This window comes from Cnuibacter physcomitrellae, assembly GCF_014640535.1.
Classification (GTDB): domain Bacteria; phylum Actinomycetota; class Actinomycetes; order Actinomycetales; family Microbacteriaceae; genus Cnuibacter; species Cnuibacter physcomitrellae.
Genome location: NZ_BMHD01000001.1, coordinates 2,900,954 through 2,919,633 on the forward strand (window position 1 = coordinate 2,900,954; position 18,680 = coordinate 2,919,633).

The following is an 18,680-nucleotide window of genomic DNA, read 5'->3' on the forward strand; positions in this document are numbered from 1 at the left end:
CGCACCCTATCCTCGAGACATGGACGACAGCGCCCACCCGGCCCCCTCGCCCAGGCCGCGAGACCTCGCCGACCGTGCGGTCGAGCTCGCACGCACCTGGCTCGACGCCAGTCGCGACGCGCCCGCAGACCCCGCCGCGGCGCGGCTGGCCGGGGTGCTGAAGGATCCGGACGGCCTCGCCTTCACCCTGGGCTTCGTCGACGGGGTCGCGAGGCCCGAGGACAACGCGGTCGCCGCGCGCGACCTGGTGCAGGTCGCCGAGAAGGTGCCCGGCTTCCTCCCGTGGCCGCTCCGCTCGGCTCTCGGAGTGGGGCGGGGCGTCGCCGAGGTCGCGCCCGGGGTGGTCGTGCCGATCGCGCGTCGCGTGCTCCGTCAGATGGTGGGCCACCTCATCGTCGACGCCCGGCCGGCGAAGTTCGGCCCCGCCGTCGCCGCTCTGCGTGCCACCGAGGGCGTCCGCCTCAACGTCAACCTGCTCGGCGAGGCCGTGCTGGGCGACGCGGAGGCGGCGAAGCGGTTCGAGGGGACCACACGCCTGCTGCAGCGCGATGACGTCGACTACGTGTCGGTCAAGGTGTCCTCGATCGCGGCCGATCTGTCGATGTGGGGCTTCGACGAGACCGTCGAGCGCGTCGCCCGGAGCCTGCTCCCGCTCTACCGGATCGCGGCCGACCGGAGCCTCATGGGTCCGCAGAGCATCGCGCAGTCGACCACCGCCGACCGCCGCAAGTTCATCAACCTCGACATGGAGGAGTACCGCGACCTCGACCTCACGGTCGCCGTCTTCGAGCGCGTGATGTCGCAGTCCGAGCTCCTCGAGCTCGAGGCGGGCATCGTCCTGCAGGCCTACCTGCCCGACGCGCTCGCCACCCTGCAGCGGCTGCATCGCTTCGCCGCCGATCGGCGCGCGCGGGGCGGCGCGCCGATCAAGGTGCGCGTCGTCAAGGGCGCCAATCTGGCCATGGAGCGCGTCGACGCGACGCTGCACGGCTGGCCGCTCGCGCCCTACGACCGCAAGGTCGAGACCGACGCCAACTACAAGCGCGTGCTCGACTGGGCTCTGCGCCCCGAGCACACCGACGCGGTGCACATCGGCGTGGCGGGGCACAACCTCTTCGACATCGCCTGGGCATGGCTGCTCGCCTCCGAGAGAGGGGTGCAGGACGCCGTCGACGTCGAGATGCTGCTCGGCATGGCCTCGGCGCAGGCGGATGCGGTGCGCCGCACGGTCGGAGGCCTGCTGCTGTACACGCCGGTGGTCGCCCCGGCGGAGTTCGACGTGGCCATCGGCTACCTCGTCCGGCGCCTCGAGGAGAACGCCAGCGACGAGAACTTCATGTCGGCCGTCTTCGACCTCGCCGCCGATCAGTCCCTCTTCGTGCGCGAGCGCGACCGCTTCCTCGCGTCCCTCGACCTGCTCGAGGAGGAGGGGTTCGACCCGCCCGCCCCGAATCGCACGCAGGACAGGCTCGACGACGAGATCGCGCCCATGCCGCGCGAGTTCCACAACACCCCCGACACCGACCCCGCCCTGGCCGCCAACCGCGAGTGGGCTCGGCGCATCCTGGCCCGGGTGCCGGAGTCCGATCTGGGCACGGCCACCATCGCGGAGGCCCGCATCGAGTCGGAGGGTGCGCTGGAGGAGGTCGTCGAGCGGGTCAAGACCGCGGGCGACGCGTGGGGAGCCCGCTCCGCGGAGGAACGCGCGGGCTTCGTGCGCCGCGCGGGCTACTCCCTCGAGAGCAACCGCGACAGGCTCATCGAGGTGATGGCGGCCGAGACCGGCAAGACCATCGACCAGGCCGACCCGGAGGTCAGCGAGGCGGTCGACTTCGCCCGCTACTACTCGCTCTCCGCGCTCGAGCTCGACGCGGTCGACGGGGCGTCCTTCGTGCCCTCGTCGCTCACCGTGGTCGCCCCGCCGTGGAACTTCCCCGTCGCCATCCCGGCCGGCGGGGTGCTCGCGGCGCTCGCGGCGGGCAGCGGCGTCATCATCAAGCCCGCTCCCCAGGCGCGCCGTTCCGCCGCCGTGATGGTCGAGGCGCTCTGGGAGTCGGGCATCCCGCGCGAGGTCCTCGCGCTGGTCGACCTCGACGAGGACGAGCTCGGCCGGCGATTGATGTCCGACCCCCGGGTCGACCGGCTCATCCTCACGGGCTCCTACGACACGGCCGCGCTCTTCCGCTCCTGGCGTCCCGACCTGCCGCTGCTCGCCGAGACGAGCGGGAAGAACGCGGTCGTGGTGACGCCGAGCGCCGACCTCGACCTCGCGGTCTCCGACATCGTGAAGAGCGCCTTCGGGCATGCCGGCCAGAAGTGCTCAGCTGCGAGCCTGGCCATCCTCGTCGGATCGGTCGCGGAGTCCGCCCGTTTCCGGCGGCAGCTCGTCGACGCGGTGACCTCGCTGCGTGTCGGATGGCCCGCCGACGCGACGGCTCAGATGGGGCCGGTCATCGAGCCGCCCTCGGGCAAGCTCGCCGAGGCGCTCACCACCCTCGGCCCGGGTGAGCGTTGGCTCGTCGAGCCGCGCAGCCTCGACGAGAGCGGCCGCCTCTGGTCGCCCGGCGTGAAGGAGTGGGTACTGCCGGGCACGGCGTTCCACCTCACCGAGTACTTCGGGCCCGTGCTCGGCCTCATGCGCGCCGAGACGCTCGAGGAGGCGCTCGAGCTCCAGAATACCGTGCAGTTCGGGCTGACCGCGGGTCTCCAGTCCCTCGATGCGGAGGAGATCAGCGCCTGGCTCGCGGGCGTCGAGGCGGGCAACGTCTACGTCAACCGTGGCATCACGGGCGCCATCGTCCGCCGCCAGCCGTTCGGGGGCTGGAAGCGGTCGTCCGTGGGCGCCGGCTCGAAGGCGGGCGGCCCGCACTACCTCGCCCACCTCGGGAGCTGGGTGTCCGACCCGGGCGAGCCGGGTCACGGCCTGAGCCTCGCCGGCCTCGACCCCGCCGTGGCGCAGCTGCTCGAGTCGACCACCACCGGGCTCGAGTGGGAGGACTTCGACATCGCTCGCCGCGGGGCGAAGAGCGACGCCGTCGCCTGGAAGACGATCTTCGCCCCGGCCGATCCGTCGGCCCTCGGGGTGGAGCGCAACGTCCTCCGGCACCTGCCCGTCCCGGTGCTCATCCGCCTCTCCGAGGGTGAGCCGCTCCACTCGCTGGTGCGCGTGCTCGCCGCAGGCACGCTGGCGAGGTCCCGGATGCTCGTGAGCACGGCCGCCAAGCTGCCCCGCCCCCTGCGGGCCCTGCTCAAGGAGCGCGACGTGAAGGTCGTCGTCGAGAGCGACGCCGCCTGGCTCGAGCGCGTGCCGACCTACCTGGGCGACGTGCCGCGCATCCGCCTCATCGGAGGGTCGGCGTACGACCTCGCGGTGGCGCTCGAGGGCTCATGCGACATGGCGATCTATCCGGATGCGGTCACCCGCGCCGGGCGCGTCGAGCTCCTGCCCTTCGTGCGCGAGCAGGCGATCAGCGCCACGGACCACCGCTTCGGCAGCCCCACGCCGCTCCTCCGTTCGATCGGCCTCTGACCTCTGCCTCGTCGCGAGGCTCGTCAGGGGTGGGCGAGGGCGGCGCGGGCGAGGTCCAGCGCCTCCGCCGGGTCCACGCCGAGCGCGCGCACGCGGTCGGCGTACTCCCGCGCGGCGCGCTGGGCGGCCTGATGCGACGGCGAGCCCGTCGCGGCGACGAACGAGCCGCTGCGTCCGCGCGTCTCGATCACGCCGTCCGACTCGAGCTCGCGATAGGCCCGCGCGACGGTGTTGACGGCGAGCCCGAGCTCCTCCGCGAGTCCGCGCACCGTGGGGAGCTTCGCGCCCGCCGCGAGCGAGCCCGCCTCCACCGCGTCGCGGATGCCGGTGCGCACCTGTTCGTACGGCGGGACCGCCGAGGCCGGGTCGACGGTGATCCCCATCGGCGCGAGTGCGGCGCTCATCGTCGGATGAGGTTCGACAGCACGATCGCGCTGCGGGTGTGGTCGACGTTGGGGGCGATGCGGACGCGTTCCAGCGCATCCTCGAGGCTCGGGATGTCGCGCGAGCGGATGTGCACGATCGCGTCGGCGCTGCCCGTGACGGTGCCCGCGTCGACCACCTCGGGCACCCCGGAGAGGATCCGCTTGAGCTCGGCCGGCGCGACGGTGCCCCGGCAGAAGAGCTCCACGTAGGCCTCGGTCGAGCTGCCGTCGAGCGCCGGGTTGAGCTGGATGGTGAAGCCGGTGATGACCCCGTCGGCGACGAGCCGATCGATGCGGCGCTTCACCGCGGAGGCGGAGAGTCCGACGACCTGGCCGATGTCGCCGTACCCGCTGCGGGAGTTGATCTTGAGCAGGTCGATGATGCGGTGATCGAGCGCGTCCATGACCGACGACCCTACGCCGTTTCGTTGCGTCGTGCGAGCGAGGACGCAAGAGATCGGGCGGATGACGCACGCCATGGCTGTTTCGGGCGTGCGAGACTGGCGGCGGCGTGCCCCTCGGGGCCCCTGGACAGCGCGCTGGTCCGCCATCCGATCCCGGTTCGCTCCGCGTCCGTCGCGACGAGCGCCATCCGGGCCTCGACCCCGAGGAGCACGAATGTCGACCCCACTCACCGACACCGCCGCCCGGCCCTCCGACGAGACGCAGACCGCCTCTCGCGAGCGCACGGCCACCCGCCGCCACTACCTCATGTGCCGGCCCGACCACTTCACGGTCGCGTACCGCATCAACCCGTGGATGGATCCGGCCGTCCCCACCGACACCTCGCTCGCCGTGCGCCAGTGGCAGACCCTGTACGACACCTACGTGTCGCTCGGCCACGAGGTGGAGCTGATCGATCAGATCGAGGGCCTGCCCGACATGGTCTACACCGCCAACGGGGGATTCGTCATCGACGGCGTCGCCTACGGTGCGCGCTTCACGCACGAGCAGCGGGCCGCCGAGGGTCCCGCGTTCATGCGCTGGTTCGCCGATCACGGCTACCGGGTCGCCGAGCCGGCCGAGACCAACGAGGGCGAGGGCGATTTCCTCCTCGTCGGCTCGCGCATCCTCGCCGGGACCGGGTTCCGCAGCGCCACCGCCAGCCACGCCGAGGTGTCGCGCCTGTTCGACCGGGAGGTCGTGTCGCTCACCCTCGTGAACCCGAGCTTCTACCACCTCGACACCGCCATCTCGGTGCTCGATCCGCTCACCGACGACGAGTCGGCGAACATCGCCTACCTGCCCTCCGCGTTCGACGACGCCTCCCGCGCCACGCTCGAGCGGCTCTATCCCGACGCGATCCTGGTCGACGAGACCGACGGCGCGGTCCTCGGCCTCAACTCGATCTCGGACGGGAAGCACGTGGTGATCGCCGCGCGCGCGAGGGGCTTCGAGCGGCAGCTGCGCGAGCGCGGGTACGAGCCCATCGGGGTCGACCTCTCCGAGCTGCTGCTCGGTGGCGGGGGCGTCAAGTGCTGCACGCTGGAGCTCCGATGAGCACCGCGACCAGCGCGACCGTGGCGTCCGCATCCCTGTCGTCCGCTTCTTCCGCATCCGCGTCGTCGGCCGACCTGATCGCCGAGGTCGACGAGCACGCGGCCCACAACTACCACCCGCTCCCCGTCGTCGTCTCCTCGGGCGACGGAGCCTGGGTGACGGATGTGGAGGGCCGCCGCTACCTCGACTGCCTCGCCGCCTATTCCGCGGTCAACTTCGGGCACTCGAACCCCGTCCTCCTCGACGCGGCCCGCGCCCAGCTCGACCGGATCACGCTCACCAGCCGCGCGTTCCACTCCGACCGCCTCGGACCGTTCGTCACCGAGCTCGCCGCGCTCGCGGGTAAGGACATGGTGCTCCCTATGAACACAGGAGCGGAGGCCGTCGAGTCGGCGATCAAGGTCGCCCGCGCCTGGGGCTACCGGGTGAAGGGCGTCCCTGCGGGGCAGGCGACGATCATCGTCGCCGACGGCAACTTCCACGGCCGCACTACGACGATCGTGTCCTTCTCCGACGACCCGCAGGCGCGCGATGACTTCGGCCCGTTCACGCCCGGCTTCGTCCGTGTGCCCTACGGTGACGCTGAGGCGCTGGCCGCGGCCATCGACGACACGACGGTCGCGGTGCTGCTCGAGCCCATCCAGGGCGAGGCGGGCATCGTGGTGCCCCCGGCGTCGTACCTGCCCGCGGTGCGTGCGCTCTGCACCGAGCGGAACGTGCTCTTCATCGCCGACGAGATCCAGTCGGGGCTTGGCCGGACCGGGGCGACCTTCGCCTGCGACCTCGTCGGCGTCGTGCCCGACATGTACCTCCTCGGCAAGGCGCTCGGCGGCGGCATCGTGCCCGTGTCGGCCGTGGTCGCCGACCGCTCGGTGCTGGGCGTCCTGCGCCCGGGAGAGCACGGCTCCACCTTCGGCGGCAACCCGCTGGCCGCGGCCGTGGGCCTCGCGGTGGTGCGGATGCTCGCCGACGGCGAGTACCAGCGTCGCGCGGCCTCGCTCGGCGGGCCGTTCCTCGACTCGCTGCGTGCGCTCGTGGGTCGAGGCGTGGTCGCGGTCCGCGGCGCGGGCCTCTGGGCGGGCATCGACATCGACCCCGAGCTGGGCACCGGCCGCGAGGTCTGCGAACGCCTCATGGCCCGCGGCGTGCTCGCGAAGGACACCCACGGCTCCACGATCCGCCTCGCGCCCCCGCTCGTCGTCTCCGCCGACGACCTCGACTGGGCGGTGGCGCAGCTCGCCGCCGTCCTCGACGAGCTGCGCGCCCAGCGCGGCTGAGCGCGCCCCCGCGCCCCGCGCCCGATCGCGCGGGTGCGGGGCCCGGGGCGCGGGCCGGGAAGGTGCGGGGTTCGGACCGGCTAGGTGCGGGTCGGGCGGATGCGGGGCCCGGGGTGCGGCCGATCGCGCGGGTCCGGGGCGCGGAGCGCGTGTTGCGGGCCGGCTGGGTGCGAGTGCGGGCCGGGCTCGGGTGCGGTCCGGGCGCGGGGCCTGGGGTGCGAGCCGGGCCGGGCGCGGGGTGCGGCCGCTCGCGCGGGTTCCGCCCGCTGCGGCTGGCGTTGCCGCCGTGGCGCGCTCATCGGTGCGCTGGGCGGGCGCAACCCGCGGTACCGACGGCGCAGGGACGGGTTCAGTGCGCGCGGGCACTGCCGTTCCCTTCGGGCCCGGATGAGGGGAGTAGCGGCAGGTTCGTGCGGGTTGTGCCCGCAGTGCGTGGCGAGGCCGCGGTGGTGGGGGCGTCGGCACGTGAGGCGGGCGGAACCCGCGGTGGCTGCGTGAGGTCCGGCTCGCGCGCAGTCACCGGGTCGGGCGGCGGTGGCGGGTTCGTGCGGGTTGTGCCCGCTGTGCGTGGTGAGGTCGCGGTGGTGGCGGCGTCGGCGCGCGGGGCGGGCGGAACCCGCGGCGGCTTCTGCGCGTCCCCGCGTCCGCGTGGTGGTGACGGCGAGGGGAGGGGTGGCGGGGTAGGGTCGCGCGCATGGCCGTTCCGACGCTGAAGCAGGTGGTGCTCGACACCGAGGATGCGCGAGCGCTCGCAGAGTTCTACCGGGAGCTGCTGGGGCTCGAGTACCGCCCGGGCGACGAGCCGCACGAGGGTGAGACGCACGCCGACACGGACTGGCTCGCGCTGCGGTTCCCCGGCGGCGGGCCGGAGCTCACGTTCCAGCAGGTCGACTCGCTCCCCGCGCCGACCTGGCCGGACGGGCCGCGCCCGCAGATGGCCCACCTCGACCTCACGGTCCCGACCGCGGAGGAGCTCCAGTCCCAGCGCGACCGCGCCCTGGCGCTCGGCGCGAGCATCCTGCGCGACCGCTTCGACGACCCCGAGGAGCCCCTCTACGTGTTCGCCGACCCGTCGGGCCATCCGTTCTGCATCTTCGTCGGCTGAGTCGAGCCGAGCAGCGGCGGCCGTATTCAGGACGGGGGCGTCGGATCGCCCCTTCTCAGGACGAATCGCCCTGAGAATAGGCGGAGGTCCTGAAAACGGCCGCGGCAGCCTCCGCCGCAAGCGGCAGGGGCCGCCACCGCAGGGGTGCGGTCGGGAAGGCGGAGGAGGACGACCTCGCGGGGCGTCAGTCGTCGCCGAGGAGGATGGCGGCGGCGGCGATCATGTCGAGCATGCGCTGCCGCATGTGCTCGATGTGCGCGCAGACCGCGGGCTCGATGGCGTCGTAGTCCTTCGCGATCATCGCGTCCGCGAGCCGCTCGTACTCGCGCGAGCACTCCTCGAGGCGACTGCCCTGGGACGCCGCCCGCAGCCAGAAGCGCTGGATGCGCCGACGCGTCTCACGCACGGTGTCGGCCACGAGCGTGTTGCCCGCGATGCGGTTCGCGAGCCGGTGGAACGACAGGTCGGCCTCCGACCAGGCGGCCCGGTCGCCGGCCGCGGCGGCCGCGAACATCGCCGCGACGTGCTTGCGGAGGGTCGTCGCCTCCTCGTCGCTCAGCTTCGACGCCGCTGTGCGGCTGATGTAGCTGTCGAGCACCTCGAGCAGGTCGCACGCGTCGTTGACCTCGGTCGCGGTGAGCTGCGACACGGTGAAGCGGGCCGCGTCGCTGCGCTTGACGAGCCCCTCCTTCTCGAGCCGCTGCAGCGCCTCGCGCACCGGCGTGCGGCTGATGCCGAGCTGCGCCGCGATGCGGTTCTCGCTGAGCGGCGCCCCCGAGCGCAGCCGGAACCCGGTGATCTCACCGAGCAGCCACTCGTAGGCGTCGTCGACCCGTGTGGCGCTGTCCGTCGCCGTCGGCATGCGTGCCCTCCCGCAGATGATCGCGACCGATGTCCTCACGGAAGTGTACCGCCGTGAATGCAAGCTCCGGCCGCAGGCGCATCCACCTCCCCGCGGCCGCGCCGGGAGCCCTGCGCGCCGACCCTCAGGCGGGAGCGGTGACGAAGTCGATGAGGTGCTCGACGGGCCCGACCAGCGCCGGCTCGAGGTCGGTGTACGTCGACACCCGCGACAGGATGCGCTTCCACGCGTGCGCGATGTCGGCCTGCGACTCGTGCGGCCAGCGGAACGCCTCGCAGATCCCGTGCTTCCACTCCATCGATCGCGGCACCGTCGGCCACGCCGAGATCCCCAGACGGGCGGGCTTCACCGCCTGCCACACGTCGACGAACGGATGTCCGACGACGAGCACGTGGCGTCCATGCGGGCCGCGGGCGACCGCATCCGCGATGCGCGTCTCCTTCGAGCCCGGGACGAGGTGGTCGACGAGCACGCCGATCCGCCGCGCGGGGGAGGGCTCGAACTCGCGCACGATCTCGTCGAGGTGGTCGATGCCCTCGAGGTACTCGACCACGACGCCCTCGCCGCGGAGGTCGTCGCCCCACACCTTCTCGACGAGCTCGGCGTCCTGGCGCCCCTCGACGAAGATGCGACTCGCGCGGGCCACGCGCGCCGGGCCCTTCGGGCCGGCGATCGAGCCGGATGCGGTGCGCGCCGGCTTCGCAGGCCCGGCTGCCCTCATCCGAGCGGGAGGGACGAGGGTCACCGGTCGTCCCTCGAGGAGGAAGCCCGGCCCGAGCGGGAACACGCGACGCTTGCCGTGGCGGTCCTCGAGCTCCACCGTGCGGCCCTCCACGCGCACCACGGACCCGCAGAAGTCGGTCGCGACGTGCTCGACGACGAGGTCGAACTCGGCGGCGGCGTCGGGCGGCGGGGCGGCTTTCGCGCGGCGGTCGAAGCCCGCGAGAACGTCGGATCCGTAGCGGTCGTCATACACCCGCTCCACGGTAGCCTCGACGCCGCCCACCAGCCCGCGGACGCGCGGAGAGCGCCCGGGCGCCGATCTCTCGACGGTCCTCCGCGGCTACCCTGGACCCGGAGGTGCTCATGGCTGCACGCATCCTCGCGGTGGGCGAGTCGATCATGGACGTCGTGGTGGGCCCGGATGGCAGCCACGCGCATCCGGGCGGTTCGCCCGCGAACATCGCCTACGGGCTCGCGCGGCTCGGCCACGAGGTGAGCCTGCTCACCGCGCTCGCCGACGACGACTTCGGCCGTGCCCTCGCCGAGCATCTCGAGGGCGCCGGCGTGGAGGTGCTCGACGCCTCCTGGAGCGCCGAGCGCACGTCGACCGCGACGGCCACGATCGGCGGCGACGGCGCCGCGCGCTACGACTTCGACGTCTCCTGGTCGATCCCCGACGGCGCGGTGGTCCCACCCGCGTCGATCCTCCACTCCGGGTCGATCGCGGCCTTCCTCGAGCCGGGGGCGTCGGCGGTGGAGGCCCTCTTCGCCGCGGAACGGGCGAGGTCGCTGCTCTCGCTCGACCCCAACATCAGGCCCGCCCTCGTCGGCGACCACGCGGATGCGCTGGCGCGCTTCGAGCGCCTCGCCGGGCTCGCGGACGTGGTGAAGCTGAGCGACGAGGACGCAGACTGGCTCTACCCGGGACTCTCCGTCGAGGATGCGGCCCACCGCATCCGCGACCTCGGCCCGCTGTGCGTGGCCGTGACCCGCGGCGCGGAGGGGGCGCTGCTCGTCTCGGCATCCGCCCTCGTCAGCGTGCCCGGCCGGAAGGTCGAGGTCGCCGACACGATCGGAGCGGGCGACTCGTTCATGAGCGCCCTGCTCCACGTCATCGCCGCGGAGCTGGATGCGTCCACCACCGACACCCCGGACGCCCGGCTCGACGTCGACGCGTGGCGGGCGGCGGAGGCCTTCGACGAGCGGATGCTCGCACGTCTCGGCGACGTCGCCGTGCGCTGCGCCGCCATCACGTGCAGCCGACCGGGCGCGAACCCGCCCACGGCCGCGGAGCTGGCTGCGTCCTGAGCCCTGCCCGCGGCGTCCGCCGTCCTAGCTCGCGGAACCGGCGGACGGACCGTCGGCGTCGCTCACGCTCTCTGCGTCGTGCAGGGTCGCGGCCACGCGGTCGAGCAGGTCGTCCACCTCGTCCTGGTCGTACCCCGCCCGGAACTTCGTCTGGCCGAATCGCGTATCCACCACCTGCTTCGCCGTCACCGGCGCCTCCGGGCGCGCGCTGCCCTCCCTCCATCGCAGCGTCTCGACGCAGTCTGCGAGGAAGGCGTCCACATCCTCCGTGTCGTAGCCCGCACGGAAGGACGTGGTGGTGAAGCGCGCCGACGCGACCTCCTCCGCCGTGATGCGGGCGGTGCCGGCGAACCGGTCTCTGCTGCGGAACCAGGCCATGCGGCGATCCTCCCAGGATGCGCGGACCCGCGCCAGGAGGCCGGTCGACCACCGAGTGACGCAGTACGTCAAGGAGTGGCATGCACCTGCGCTGATGCGCCAGAGTATCCCCATGACCGACTACAGCGACGCCACGCCCTCGCACCGCCTCAGCAACGCCGAGCGTGACGCCGCCGTCGCCTCGCTCGCCCACGCCCTCGCCGACGGGCGCATCACCACCGAGGAGTTCACCGAGCGCTCCACCCGGGCCAAGGCCGCGGTCACGCAGGCCGACCTCGCGCCGCTGTTCGCCGACCTGCCCGCGGTCCCCCCGGCAGCTCCGACGCCGCCTCCCTCGCAGTTCGCGCAGCCCGGCCCCTATGCGCAGCCGGGTGGCTACGGGCAGCCGGGCGGATACAACCAGCCCGGCGGCTACGGACAGCCTGGACCGTACCAGGGCGAGGGCACGACCCTCCACCTGATCCGCTCGCTCGCCCCCATCGTCGCCCTCATCCTCTTCTTCACGTTCGGGTGGTTCGACATCGCGGGCGGATGGACGACGTCGTGGCTGTGGTGGGTCCTCCTCGGCGTGTTCTACATCGTGCTCAACGTCCTGCCGCAGCGACGGTCCTGACCGCCTCACCCGCCCGCGCGCTAGCGTGGGTCGGGTGAGCGACATCCCCGACTACCGGTTCCGCACGTTCCCCGCCTCGGTCTCCGCGGAGGGGACGGTCGAGCCCGACACCGCCGCCTGGCTGCGCGTCGAGTCGCAGGGGTTCCACGAGGACGATCCGTCCGACACCGCGCTCGGTGACGCGGCGCGCAACCTCGTCGCCGATGGGCGGCAGCTGACCGGCGTGTACGTCGACCAGCCGCTCCCCGGGTCCTACGGGGCTCACATGCCCGTCGCCACCTTCGCCGACTTCGAGCGGACCATCAACGTGGGCGGCGGTCGCCTGCTGCCGGCCCACCTCATCTCCTCGGTGACGGTGCGACCCACGCACCGTCGCCGGGGGCTGCTCCGGCGGATGATGACGGAGAGCCTCGATCGCGCTCGTGAGCGCGGGCTCGCCCTGGCGGCGCTCACGGTCTCCGAGGCCACCATCTACCGGCGTTTCGGCTTCGGCATCGCCACCTCGGTGCATCACATCGACGTCACCACCGACTCGCGCTTCCGCCTGCTGACCCGGCCCTCGGGCCGCGTGGAGCTGGCCGACGCACGGGTGCTGCTCGACATCGCACCGCGGGTCTTCGCCCGCTTCCACGAGCGCAGCACGGGGTCGGTCGACCGCCAGGAGCGCTACCGCTGGCGGTCCGCGGGGCTCCAGAGCGACAAGGGCGGGCCGGATGCGCGCATCCGCGCCGCCCTCCACTACGACGACGCGGGCGAGGTCGACGGCTATGTCGCGTACCGATCGCACGGGTGGGACACCACACCGCTCACCGTGCAGGTGGTCGACCTCGTCGCCGCGAGCGACGACGCCTACCTCGGGCTGTGGGAGTTCCTCGCGGCGATCGACCTCAACGACCGGGTGCGCTACCACGCCGCCCCCGTCGACGACCCGCTGCGCTGGGCCCTGGCCGACTCGCGCTCGGTCGCCGTGACCGAGCTCGAGGACTGGGTGTGGTTGCGCATCCTCGACCCCATCGCCGCGTTCGAGGCGCGCCCCTACGCGACGGAGGGGGAGGTGACGGTGGGCGTGCACGACGATCTCGGCCACGCGGCGGGCACCTTCCGCATCGCCGCCGCCGACGGCTTCGCCACCGTGACCCGCGAGTTCGACGCGGCCCCGGAGGTGACGGTCGACGCGTCCGCGCTCGGGTCGCTCTACCTCGGCGGCGCGGACGCCCGCGTGCTCGCGGCGGCGGGGCAGGTGTCGGAGCACGCCTCCGGTGCGGTGGGCCGCCTGAACCGCCTGCTCGCGTCCGACACCCCGATCTACGGGATCTCGCACTTCTGAGCGGCGACCTCCCGTCCGTCATCACGGAATACGGTCGACCTCGCCGTATATCGAGGGGCTCGGCCGTATTCCGTGATGAGCGACGGAGAAGCGGCCCCTAGGAGGCGGCGCGCTCCCGCTGGACGTCGGCGACCACGAGGATCGGGTGGTGGTCGGACCCGCCCTGGGGCAGCGCCTCGACCGACAGCACGTCGGCGTGCACCGACGTGGCGAAGTCGAAGTGGCCGGTGAAGTACTTGTAGCGCGTGTAGGTGGGGCCCTCGCTGCGGGTCATCACGTGCCCCGTCTCCTGCATGACCTCACGCAGGTTGCCCTGGAACCACGGGTAGTTGAAGTCGCCGACCATGACGGTCGCGACACCGGGGCCCATGATGCGGAGCTCGTCATGAGCGGTCGCGATCTGCTTCCGGCGCAGCGAGTTGGAGGCGGTGAGCGGCGCCGCGTGGAAGTTGCCCACGAGGAACTCGGTGTCGGTGCGGGTGTCGAGCAGCTTCGCGGCGAGGAGGCGCTCGTGCGCGGGCGCCATCACGCGGTCGTGCATCGACTTGCGCAGGGCGAACAGGCGGGTGGCCTGCAGCTCGAACGCGTCGGACCGGTAGTAGATCGCGAGCCCGAGCCGGTTGGCCTTCGTGTAGTCGGCGAGGGCCAGGTGCCCGACCTGCTCGCGGAGGTCGGTGCTGTCGCACTCCTGGAGGCACAGCACGTCGACGTCCGTCTCCTCGGCGAGCTTCTCGATCTCGCCGATGGCCGCGTGCTTGCGGAGGTTGTAGCTGACGATGTTCAGGGTGTCCGCCTTCGTCGCATCTTCCCGGGTCTGGTGGTGCTCATTCTTCCACCGCCGCATCGTAGCGCCAGTCCTCGAATCCTCGCCCCAGATGAAACGGTCAGCTTCTCGCCTCGGCAGTCGGGGACCCTTCGCGCTCTGCCGGGAGGAGGGCGAGCGGTCAGCGGAGGTAGGCGGCGACGAAGAGGGGGCCGCGGACGAGGGCGAGCTCGTCGAGGAGGCGGTCGATGAGGGTCGCGGTGATGGCGGGGGCGACGAGGTCGTGCGGCCCCAGGGGGCGCAGGGCGCCGGTGCGGATGCGGATGACCTCCCATCCGCACTGTCTCAGCACGCGGTCCTTCCAGCGGTCGGACTGCTCGCGGGGGCCCACGTGCTCGAGCCCGAAGCGGCCCACGGTGTCGTACTCGATCGCGACCCGGAGGTCGGCGAGCACGATGTCGGGCCAGACCTCGCGTCGGCCGTGGAAGTCCTGCGCGACCCAGATCGCGTTGTGCGCGTCGAGGTCGAGGTCCAGCCGCTCCGCCAGCCGACGGCGGAGGTCGGCCTCCGCGGCCGAGGCGGTCCGCGGCGCGTGAGGACTGCGGAACGGTTCGCCCCGCTCGCGCCGCCGCGGCTCCGGCGCCTCCGCCGCGGGCGCCACGTGGGGGCGTGCTGCGTCGGGTGTGGGTCGGATGCGGGCGGCCCGGGCTGGCGCGTCGGGTGCCGGGCGGGCGAAGGGCGAGGGTCGCTTCGGGGTGCGCTCGTGCTGCGGGGTGGGGGTCTGGCGCCCGCTGGAAGCTGGCCGCGGGGCGGGGGAAGGCCGTCCGCCGGTGGCTGGCCGCGGGGTGGAGGTCTGGCGCGGGGCCGATCCCGGGTCGAGGGTCGCCGATGTCGGGCGGCGCTCGAAGGGGGCGGCGTCGAGCGGGCGGGACTCGACGGGGCGGGGGTCGAGGGGGAGAGGACGGACGCGGGGGCCGCCGCGGGCGTCGAGGCTGCACTCCGGGCACCAGGCCGAGCGGCGGCGCACGCGGCCGGGACGTGACCGCTGCTCCTCGGGTGTCGCGACGAACACGTGACCCGACTCGCACTGCCAGGTGAGGTACACGTCCGCCGCCGGGGGGATCTGCGTCAGCGTGATGCCGCGGTTGAACTCGGGGTGGTACTGACGGATCAGCATGGGGAACGTGCTCCACGCCTCGCGGTAGGTGCCGACGGCGTAGGGCACGGCCGCGCCCTTGGAGCGCTGGCGTCGCTCCCACCACGCGTCGATGCTCTCCACCACGGCGCCAGCGTACGAGCACCCACCGACGCCGCCGCGCGACGCCGCCCGCGTCGGTGGTGGGGCGTAGCGTCGAGACATGGACGCGCACGGGTGCCCGATCGAGGAGGCGGGCCGCCGCTGCGGGCTCGAGCCCTCGCCGCTCGGCGGGCTCGGGCTGTGCGGCGACCACCTGCTCGCCGCCTACGAGGCCGTCCTGGGCGAGGTGGGGGTGACGGATGCGCTGCCCGGTCCCTGCGCGGCCTGCGGCTCGCGGCTCGGGGTGCGCTGGCCCTCCGGGTGGCTCTGCGCGGTGTGCGAGTGGCGGTACGGCGAGCTGCCCGACACCGAGACCGCCCCTCCCCGCGTCGACGTCGTGTACTACATCCGCTTCGCCGATCGGGTCAAGATCGGCACCAGCTCCACCCCGCGCACCCGATTGGCGCAGCTCAGGCACGAAGAGGTCCTCGCCTTCGAGCCGGGTGCGCGCGATGTGGAGCAGAGCAGGCACCAGCAGTTCGCCGACCTCCGCCTGGGCGGGGAGTGGTTCTCGCTCGAGGGAGACCTCGCGGAGCACATCGCCGCGCTCGCCCTGGCCGGAGATCCCTGGCTCCTCCACGCCCGCTGGCGCAGCGAGCTCGCCGCCCGGCGCTGACCCGCACCCGCCGCATCCGATCGATCAGGAATCGAGATGTGCCGGCCGTCCGCCCACCGTTACCGTGGCACCACCGACGACGAAGGGAGCCCGCGATGGCGGAGCAGGGTGGCGGGGAGTTCACCGCCGAGGAGCGCAAGGCGATGAAGGAGCGGGCCGCGGAGGCCCGTGCGTCGAAGAAGAGGCAGAGCGCAGCCGAGAAGGCGGAGGCGGATCGCGCGGACGCTCTCGCGAAGATCGCCGAGATGGACGACGAGGACCGCCGCTCGGCCGAGCGCCTGCAGCGCATCGTCGACGAGGTGGCGCCGGAGCTGGCGCCGCGGACCTTCTACGGATCGCCCGCCTGGGCGAAGGACGGCAGGACGGTGTTCTTCTTCCAGGACGCGAAGAAGTTCAAGACCCGCTACTCCACGCTCGGCTTCCAGGAGGCGGCAGCGCTGGACGAGGGACGCATGTGGCCGACGTCGTACGCGATCGTCTCGATCGGCGACGCCGAGGCAGCGATCATCGCGGGCCTGATCGAACGCGCCGTGCGCTGATCTCACACACCCCGCGCCCGGCCGCGGGAGACGCGATGCGAAGGACGCGATGCGGGGACGTCCTCGCGAATATGGGATGCTAGCCGGGACGTCGCGACGCGACGGGGAGGGTGAGCGGATGCCGTTCAGGACGAGAGAGCTGCTCGAGGAGTGGCTGGCCGAGTTCACCGACACCGACCTGGCGGGCCTGGCCGAGGCGGAGGAGCACGACAGCGACCCCGGCACCGACCCCGGCCTGATCATCGTCCGGCTCCACAACGCGACGCCCTACATGTTCCTGCAGCCTGTGGGCCCGGGCGACCCGAAGTGGGCGGTCACGTTCGGTCCGCGTGAGCAGGAGCTCGTGCTCGGATCCGAGGAGCTCGCGGGTCTCGCCGCCGAGCTGGAGCTCGCGGCCAGGCTGTGCGCGTATCTCGAGGGGCGTTCGCAGGAGTACATCCGCACGCACTGAGCCCCCAGACGCGCCGGTCGGCGGCGCCGAGCTCAGAGGGCGACCCACATGCTTCCTGGGCATCCGTGAAGAACCGGGTGAGCGAGGGGTGAGATCGCGGCGGAACACGGGCCTTCCGCCGCGACCCGCGATAACGTCAGTGGGGAGCGCTCGACGCTCCGACCCGACCCGATCCGATGCCTCATCCGGCCCTCGGATCCCACCGCGCCCGGCTCACGAGCCGCGCGACGGCGCCGCCTGTCCGCGGCTCCCTCCCGAGCTCGGCTCCGGCCGATCCCCGCACCCGAGGACCCCGTCGATGAGCGACCCGATCCGACTCTGCCCGACCTGCAGGCATCCCCTGATCCTGCCGCTGCCGCGCCGGGAAGGCCGCTGTGCCGTGCTCGTCGAGATGGTGCACCCGGGCGACTTCGATCCGTGCGGATGCGCCGACCCCGCCCACACGCGGCCCCGCGGGCGCTTCGCCCTCCTCGGCTCGTTCGGCGCGAGCACGCGTCGTGCCCGCGCGACGGCGCCCCTCCGCTCCGGAACCGCCCGGGAGCAGCCCGCCGACTGAGGTCGCCCGGGACGCCGGGCGCGTGCCGTCGAGCCGCGCGAATCCGCCCTTCCCGTGAGCATGGAGGGGCACCTTGTCGCCGGTCGGCGCCTCCCCAGCGCGGGACGCTCGGCCTCGCCCGCGCGCGACGCTGAGCCTCGCGCACGCGGCGCACTGAGGGGAACGGCGGAGCGGATGGCCCCCGAACCTGGGTGGCGGCTTCGAGTGTCGGCCGCCGGGTGGCGGATCGTTCCCGGACCACTACGGTAGGAGATGCACGCGGGTCCTGTCCCCCCACAGACCGCGTGATCGCGCCCCGCAGGCTTCCCCCCAATGCCGCGGGGCGCACCCCTTTCTTCAGGTGGTGTCGCGGCAGATCAGCGCATCTGCCACGCCGGAGTGGGAGAGTGGCGGTCATGGCCTACGCCGACGTCAGCGAGTACGACGCGTTCGGGCCCTGGGTCGACGTGGTGACCGGGCCGCAGGACGTGCCCCGTCTCTACCGACCGCATCCGATCGACTTCGAGCACACCGAGCTCGTGCTCAAGATCCCCCGCGACATCGAGCGTCGCAACGCCACCCCGTCGATGCACCTCTACGACGGGCTGGTCATCCTCGACAGCGCGTCGCTGACCCTCCTCTCGCGCGACGGCGACACGTTCACGACCCGTTCGGTCCGGCTGGACGGGGTGTTCGCCCTCGTCGACTCGGTGCACCTCCTCGATGGGCGGCTCGAGCTGTACACCGCGCTCGGCCCTCCGCTCGTGGTCCGCTACAACGCGGCGTCGCATGACCGGATCACCGCCCTCGTCACACGGATGCGGATGCTCATCCTGGGTCCGTCGTCCTCCATCGGCGCACCGGCGCCCTCGTCTTCGCCCGTCGATCTCGGCCGCGTCGAGCTGCCTCACGCGAAGCGCGACTACGGCCTGTTCGGCGCCTGGGCGGCCCTGCAGGCCGCCGTGCCCGGTCTCGAGCTGTCGGCTGCGCATCCGTCGCTCCCGCTCCGGCCGTTCGACGCCGGCGTCGTGGGCCTGCTCTATCGCCTGCGGCCCACGATGGGCAGTGCGATGATCCTCGGCGTCTCGCCCGACGAGGTGCACCTCATCCATCGCCGGGCGTGGCTCCAGCGCCGGTCGGGCGACGACCTCTCGATGGCGCAGACGGTGGTGTTCCGGCGCTCCGGCGCGAGCGTCGAGGTGGCGGAGCATCCGATCTACGAGGCCGTCGACGCCGTGCGGATCTCTCAGGGCGACGGCGTGCTCGAGCTCGCGCTCCCGCGGGCCTCCCGCGCCGCCGAGGTGCTCGCCGCCGCGCTCGCCCGGTGACGCGGGTTTCGAGGCCGCTGTGGGGTGTCGCGCGCCCGATGACCCCGCGCGGCGCTGAAAAGGGCGCGAAACCGGGGTGGCGCGGCCGGAAACACCGCCGCAAC

Annotated in this window: 19 protein-coding genes; 12 read left to right on the forward strand and 7 right to left on the reverse strand. The window is 73.0% G+C overall.

Going from position 1 to position 18,680, the window contains the following annotated elements; all coding sequences use genetic code 11:
- Window positions 1-19: 19 nt before the first annotated feature.
- Complete coding sequence (locus IEX69_RS13660) at window positions 20-3,529, forward strand: bifunctional proline dehydrogenase/L-glutamate gamma-semialdehyde dehydrogenase (protein ID WP_085017866.1); 3,510 nt, start codon at window positions 20-22, stop codon at window positions 3,527-3,529.
- Window positions 3,530-3,552: 23 nt separating this feature from the next.
- Here IEX69_RS13660 and IEX69_RS13665 read toward each other — a convergent pair whose 3' ends face one another.
- Both IEX69_RS13665 and IEX69_RS13670 read right to left on the reverse strand, forming a co-directional pair.
- A complete protein-coding gene (locus tag IEX69_RS13665) occupies window positions 3,553-3,933 on the reverse strand; it encodes a GntR family transcriptional regulator (RefSeq protein ID WP_229756364.1) in 381 nt (126 codons plus the stop codon).
- The gene (locus tag IEX69_RS13670; protein ID WP_085017868.1) at window positions 3,930-4,358 is read right to left on the reverse strand and encodes an Lrp/AsnC family transcriptional regulator; all 429 of its coding nucleotides are present in this window, start codon (window positions 4,356-4,358) and stop codon (window positions 3,930-3,932) included. The genes IEX69_RS13665 and IEX69_RS13670 overlap by 4 nt, the downstream gene beginning before the upstream one ends.
- A 214-nt stretch (window positions 4,359-4,572) precedes the next feature.
- Between IEX69_RS13670 and ddaH the strand changes: the two genes are divergently transcribed.
- The 3 genes from ddaH to IEX69_RS13685 all read left to right on the forward strand — a co-directional run bounded on the left by ddaH (window position 4,573) and on the right by IEX69_RS13685 (window position 7,836).
- Window positions 4,573-5,454 carry a dimethylargininase gene (ddaH, locus tag IEX69_RS13675; protein ID WP_085017869.1) on the forward strand — a complete coding sequence of 294 codons (882 nt, stop codon included), beginning with the start codon at window positions 4,573-4,575 and terminating at the stop codon, window positions 5,452-5,454.
- Window positions 5,451-6,731, forward strand: coding sequence for an ornithine--oxo-acid transaminase (gene rocD / locus IEX69_RS13680; protein ID WP_085017870.1), 1,281 nt, complete (start codon window positions 5,451-5,453; stop codon window positions 6,729-6,731). The genes ddaH and rocD overlap by 4 nt, the downstream gene beginning before the upstream one ends.
- A 694-nt stretch (window positions 6,732-7,425) precedes the next feature.
- On the forward strand, window positions 7,426-7,836 hold the full coding sequence (locus IEX69_RS13685; RefSeq protein WP_085017871.1) for a VOC family protein: 411 nt from the start codon (window positions 7,426-7,428) through the stop codon (window positions 7,834-7,836).
- 184 nt (window positions 7,837-8,020) lie between these two features.
- Here IEX69_RS13685 and IEX69_RS13690 read toward each other — a convergent pair whose 3' ends face one another.
- Together IEX69_RS13690 and IEX69_RS13695 are read right to left on the reverse strand one after the other, a co-directional pair.
- Window positions 8,021-8,737, reverse strand: a complete 717-nt coding sequence (locus tag IEX69_RS13690; protein ID WP_157127055.1) for a GntR family transcriptional regulator — start codon at window positions 8,735-8,737, stop codon at window positions 8,021-8,023.
- Between the two features lie 85 nt (window positions 8,738-8,822).
- Window positions 8,823-9,674: a DUF3097 domain-containing protein gene (locus IEX69_RS13695; RefSeq protein ID WP_217348652.1), complete on the reverse strand. Its 852-nt coding sequence runs from the start codon at window positions 9,672-9,674 to the stop codon at window positions 8,823-8,825.
- A gap of 110 nt (window positions 9,675-9,784) precedes the next feature.
- Here IEX69_RS13695 and IEX69_RS13700 point away from each other — a divergent pair, with 110 nt between their 5' ends.
- Complete coding sequence (locus IEX69_RS13700) at window positions 9,785-10,729, forward strand: carbohydrate kinase family protein (protein WP_229756365.1); 945 nt, start codon at window positions 9,785-9,787, stop codon at window positions 10,727-10,729.
- A gap of 24 nt (window positions 10,730-10,753) precedes the next feature.
- On the opposite strand, the gene IEX69_RS21165 is transcribed toward IEX69_RS13700, so the two are convergent.
- On the reverse strand, window positions 10,754-11,107 hold the full coding sequence (locus IEX69_RS21165; protein WP_174604367.1) for a DivIVA domain-containing protein: 354 nt from the start codon (window positions 11,105-11,107) through the stop codon (window positions 10,754-10,756).
- Window positions 11,108-11,219: 112 nt separating this feature from the next.
- Between IEX69_RS21165 and IEX69_RS13710 the strand changes: the two genes are divergently transcribed.
- A complete protein-coding gene (locus tag IEX69_RS13710; protein WP_174604368.1) occupies window positions 11,220-11,720 on the forward strand; it encodes a DUF1707 SHOCT-like domain-containing protein in 501 nt (166 codons plus the stop codon).
- Between the two features lie 34 nt (window positions 11,721-11,754).
- Entirely contained in the window at window positions 11,755-13,047 is a 1,293-nt protein-coding gene (locus IEX69_RS13715) for a GNAT family N-acetyltransferase (RefSeq protein ID WP_174604369.1), read from the forward strand.
- 97 nt (window positions 13,048-13,144) lie between these two features.
- On the opposite strand, the gene IEX69_RS13720 is transcribed toward IEX69_RS13715, so the two are convergent.
- Window positions 13,145-13,891, reverse strand: coding sequence for an endonuclease/exonuclease/phosphatase family protein (locus tag IEX69_RS13720; protein WP_229756366.1), 747 nt, complete (start codon window positions 13,889-13,891; stop codon window positions 13,145-13,147).
- A gap of 100 nt (window positions 13,892-13,991) precedes the next feature.
- The gene (locus tag IEX69_RS13725; protein ID WP_085017876.1) at window positions 13,992-15,092 is read right to left on the reverse strand and encodes a zinc-ribbon domain-containing protein; all 1,101 of its coding nucleotides are present in this window, start codon (window positions 15,090-15,092) and stop codon (window positions 13,992-13,994) included.
- A 76-nt stretch (window positions 15,093-15,168) separates the two neighbouring features.
- Between IEX69_RS13725 and IEX69_RS13730 the strand changes: the two genes are divergently transcribed.
- The 5 genes from IEX69_RS13730 (at window position 15,169) to IEX69_RS13750 (ending at window position 18,576) form a co-directional block, all read left to right on the forward strand.
- Entirely contained in the window at window positions 15,169-15,723 is a 555-nt protein-coding gene (locus tag IEX69_RS13730) for a GIY-YIG nuclease family protein (protein ID WP_085017877.1), read from the forward strand.
- A gap of 95 nt (window positions 15,724-15,818) precedes the next feature.
- Entirely contained in the window at window positions 15,819-16,262 is a 444-nt protein-coding gene (locus tag IEX69_RS13735; protein WP_085017878.1) for a hypothetical protein, read from the forward strand.
- Between the two features lie 118 nt (window positions 16,263-16,380).
- Window positions 16,381-16,713 (forward strand): hypothetical protein, encoded by a 333-nt coding sequence (locus IEX69_RS13740; RefSeq protein WP_085017879.1) that lies wholly within the window; start codon window positions 16,381-16,383, stop codon window positions 16,711-16,713.
- Window positions 16,714-17,011: 298 nt separating this feature from the next.
- Window positions 17,012-17,269, forward strand: coding sequence for a hypothetical protein (locus IEX69_RS13745; RefSeq protein ID WP_157127058.1), 258 nt, complete (start codon window positions 17,012-17,014; stop codon window positions 17,267-17,269).
- 395 nt (window positions 17,270-17,664) lie between these two features.
- Window positions 17,665-18,576, forward strand: coding sequence for a hypothetical protein (locus IEX69_RS13750; protein ID WP_085017880.1), 912 nt, complete (start codon window positions 17,665-17,667; stop codon window positions 18,574-18,576).
- The last annotated feature ends 104 nt before the right edge of the window (window positions 18,577-18,680 follow it).

What these genes read in the sequence shown, in the direction of transcription:
- IEX69_RS13660 (WP_085017866.1), top strand. Translation starts at nt 20, where the DNA reads ATGGACGACAGCGCCCACCCGGCCCCCTCGCCCAGGCCGCGAGACCTC.
- IEX69_RS13665 (WP_229756364.1), bottom strand. Translation starts at nt 3,933, where the DNA reads ATGAGCGCCGCACTCGCGCCGATGGGGATCACCGTCGACCCGGCCTCG.
- IEX69_RS13670 (WP_085017868.1), bottom strand. Translation starts at nt 4,358, where the DNA reads ATGGACGCGCTCGATCACCGCATCATCGACCTGCTCAAGATCAACTCC.
- ddaH (WP_085017869.1), top strand. Translation starts at nt 4,573, where the DNA reads ATGTCGACCCCACTCACCGACACCGCCGCCCGGCCCTCCGACGAGACG.
- rocD (WP_085017870.1), top strand. Translation starts at nt 5,451, where the DNA reads ATGAGCACCGCGACCAGCGCGACCGTGGCGTCCGCATCCCTGTCGTCC.
- IEX69_RS13685 (WP_085017871.1), top strand. Translation starts at nt 7,426, where the DNA reads ATGGCCGTTCCGACGCTGAAGCAGGTGGTGCTCGACACCGAGGATGCG.
- IEX69_RS13700 (WP_229756365.1), top strand. Translation starts at nt 9,785, where the DNA reads ATGGCTGCACGCATCCTCGCGGTGGGCGAGTCGATCATGGACGTCGTG.
- IEX69_RS21165 (WP_174604367.1), bottom strand. Translation starts at nt 11,107, where the DNA reads ATGGCCTGGTTCCGCAGCAGAGACCGGTTCGCCGGCACCGCCCGCATC.
- IEX69_RS13710 (WP_174604368.1), top strand. Translation starts at nt 11,220, where the DNA reads ATGACCGACTACAGCGACGCCACGCCCTCGCACCGCCTCAGCAACGCC.
- IEX69_RS13720 (WP_229756366.1), bottom strand. Translation starts at nt 13,891, where the DNA reads ATGCGGCGGTGGAAGAATGAGCACCACCAGACCCGGGAAGATGCGACG.
- IEX69_RS13730 (WP_085017877.1), top strand. Translation starts at nt 15,169, where the DNA reads ATGGACGCGCACGGGTGCCCGATCGAGGAGGCGGGCCGCCGCTGCGGG.
- IEX69_RS13735 (WP_085017878.1), top strand. Translation starts at nt 15,819, where the DNA reads ATGGCGGAGCAGGGTGGCGGGGAGTTCACCGCCGAGGAGCGCAAGGCG.
- IEX69_RS13740 (WP_085017879.1), top strand. Translation starts at nt 16,381, where the DNA reads ATGCCGTTCAGGACGAGAGAGCTGCTCGAGGAGTGGCTGGCCGAGTTC.
- IEX69_RS13745 (WP_157127058.1), top strand. Translation starts at nt 17,012, where the DNA reads ATGAGCGACCCGATCCGACTCTGCCCGACCTGCAGGCATCCCCTGATC.
- IEX69_RS13750 (WP_085017880.1), top strand. Translation starts at nt 17,665, where the DNA reads ATGGCCTACGCCGACGTCAGCGAGTACGACGCGTTCGGGCCCTGGGTC.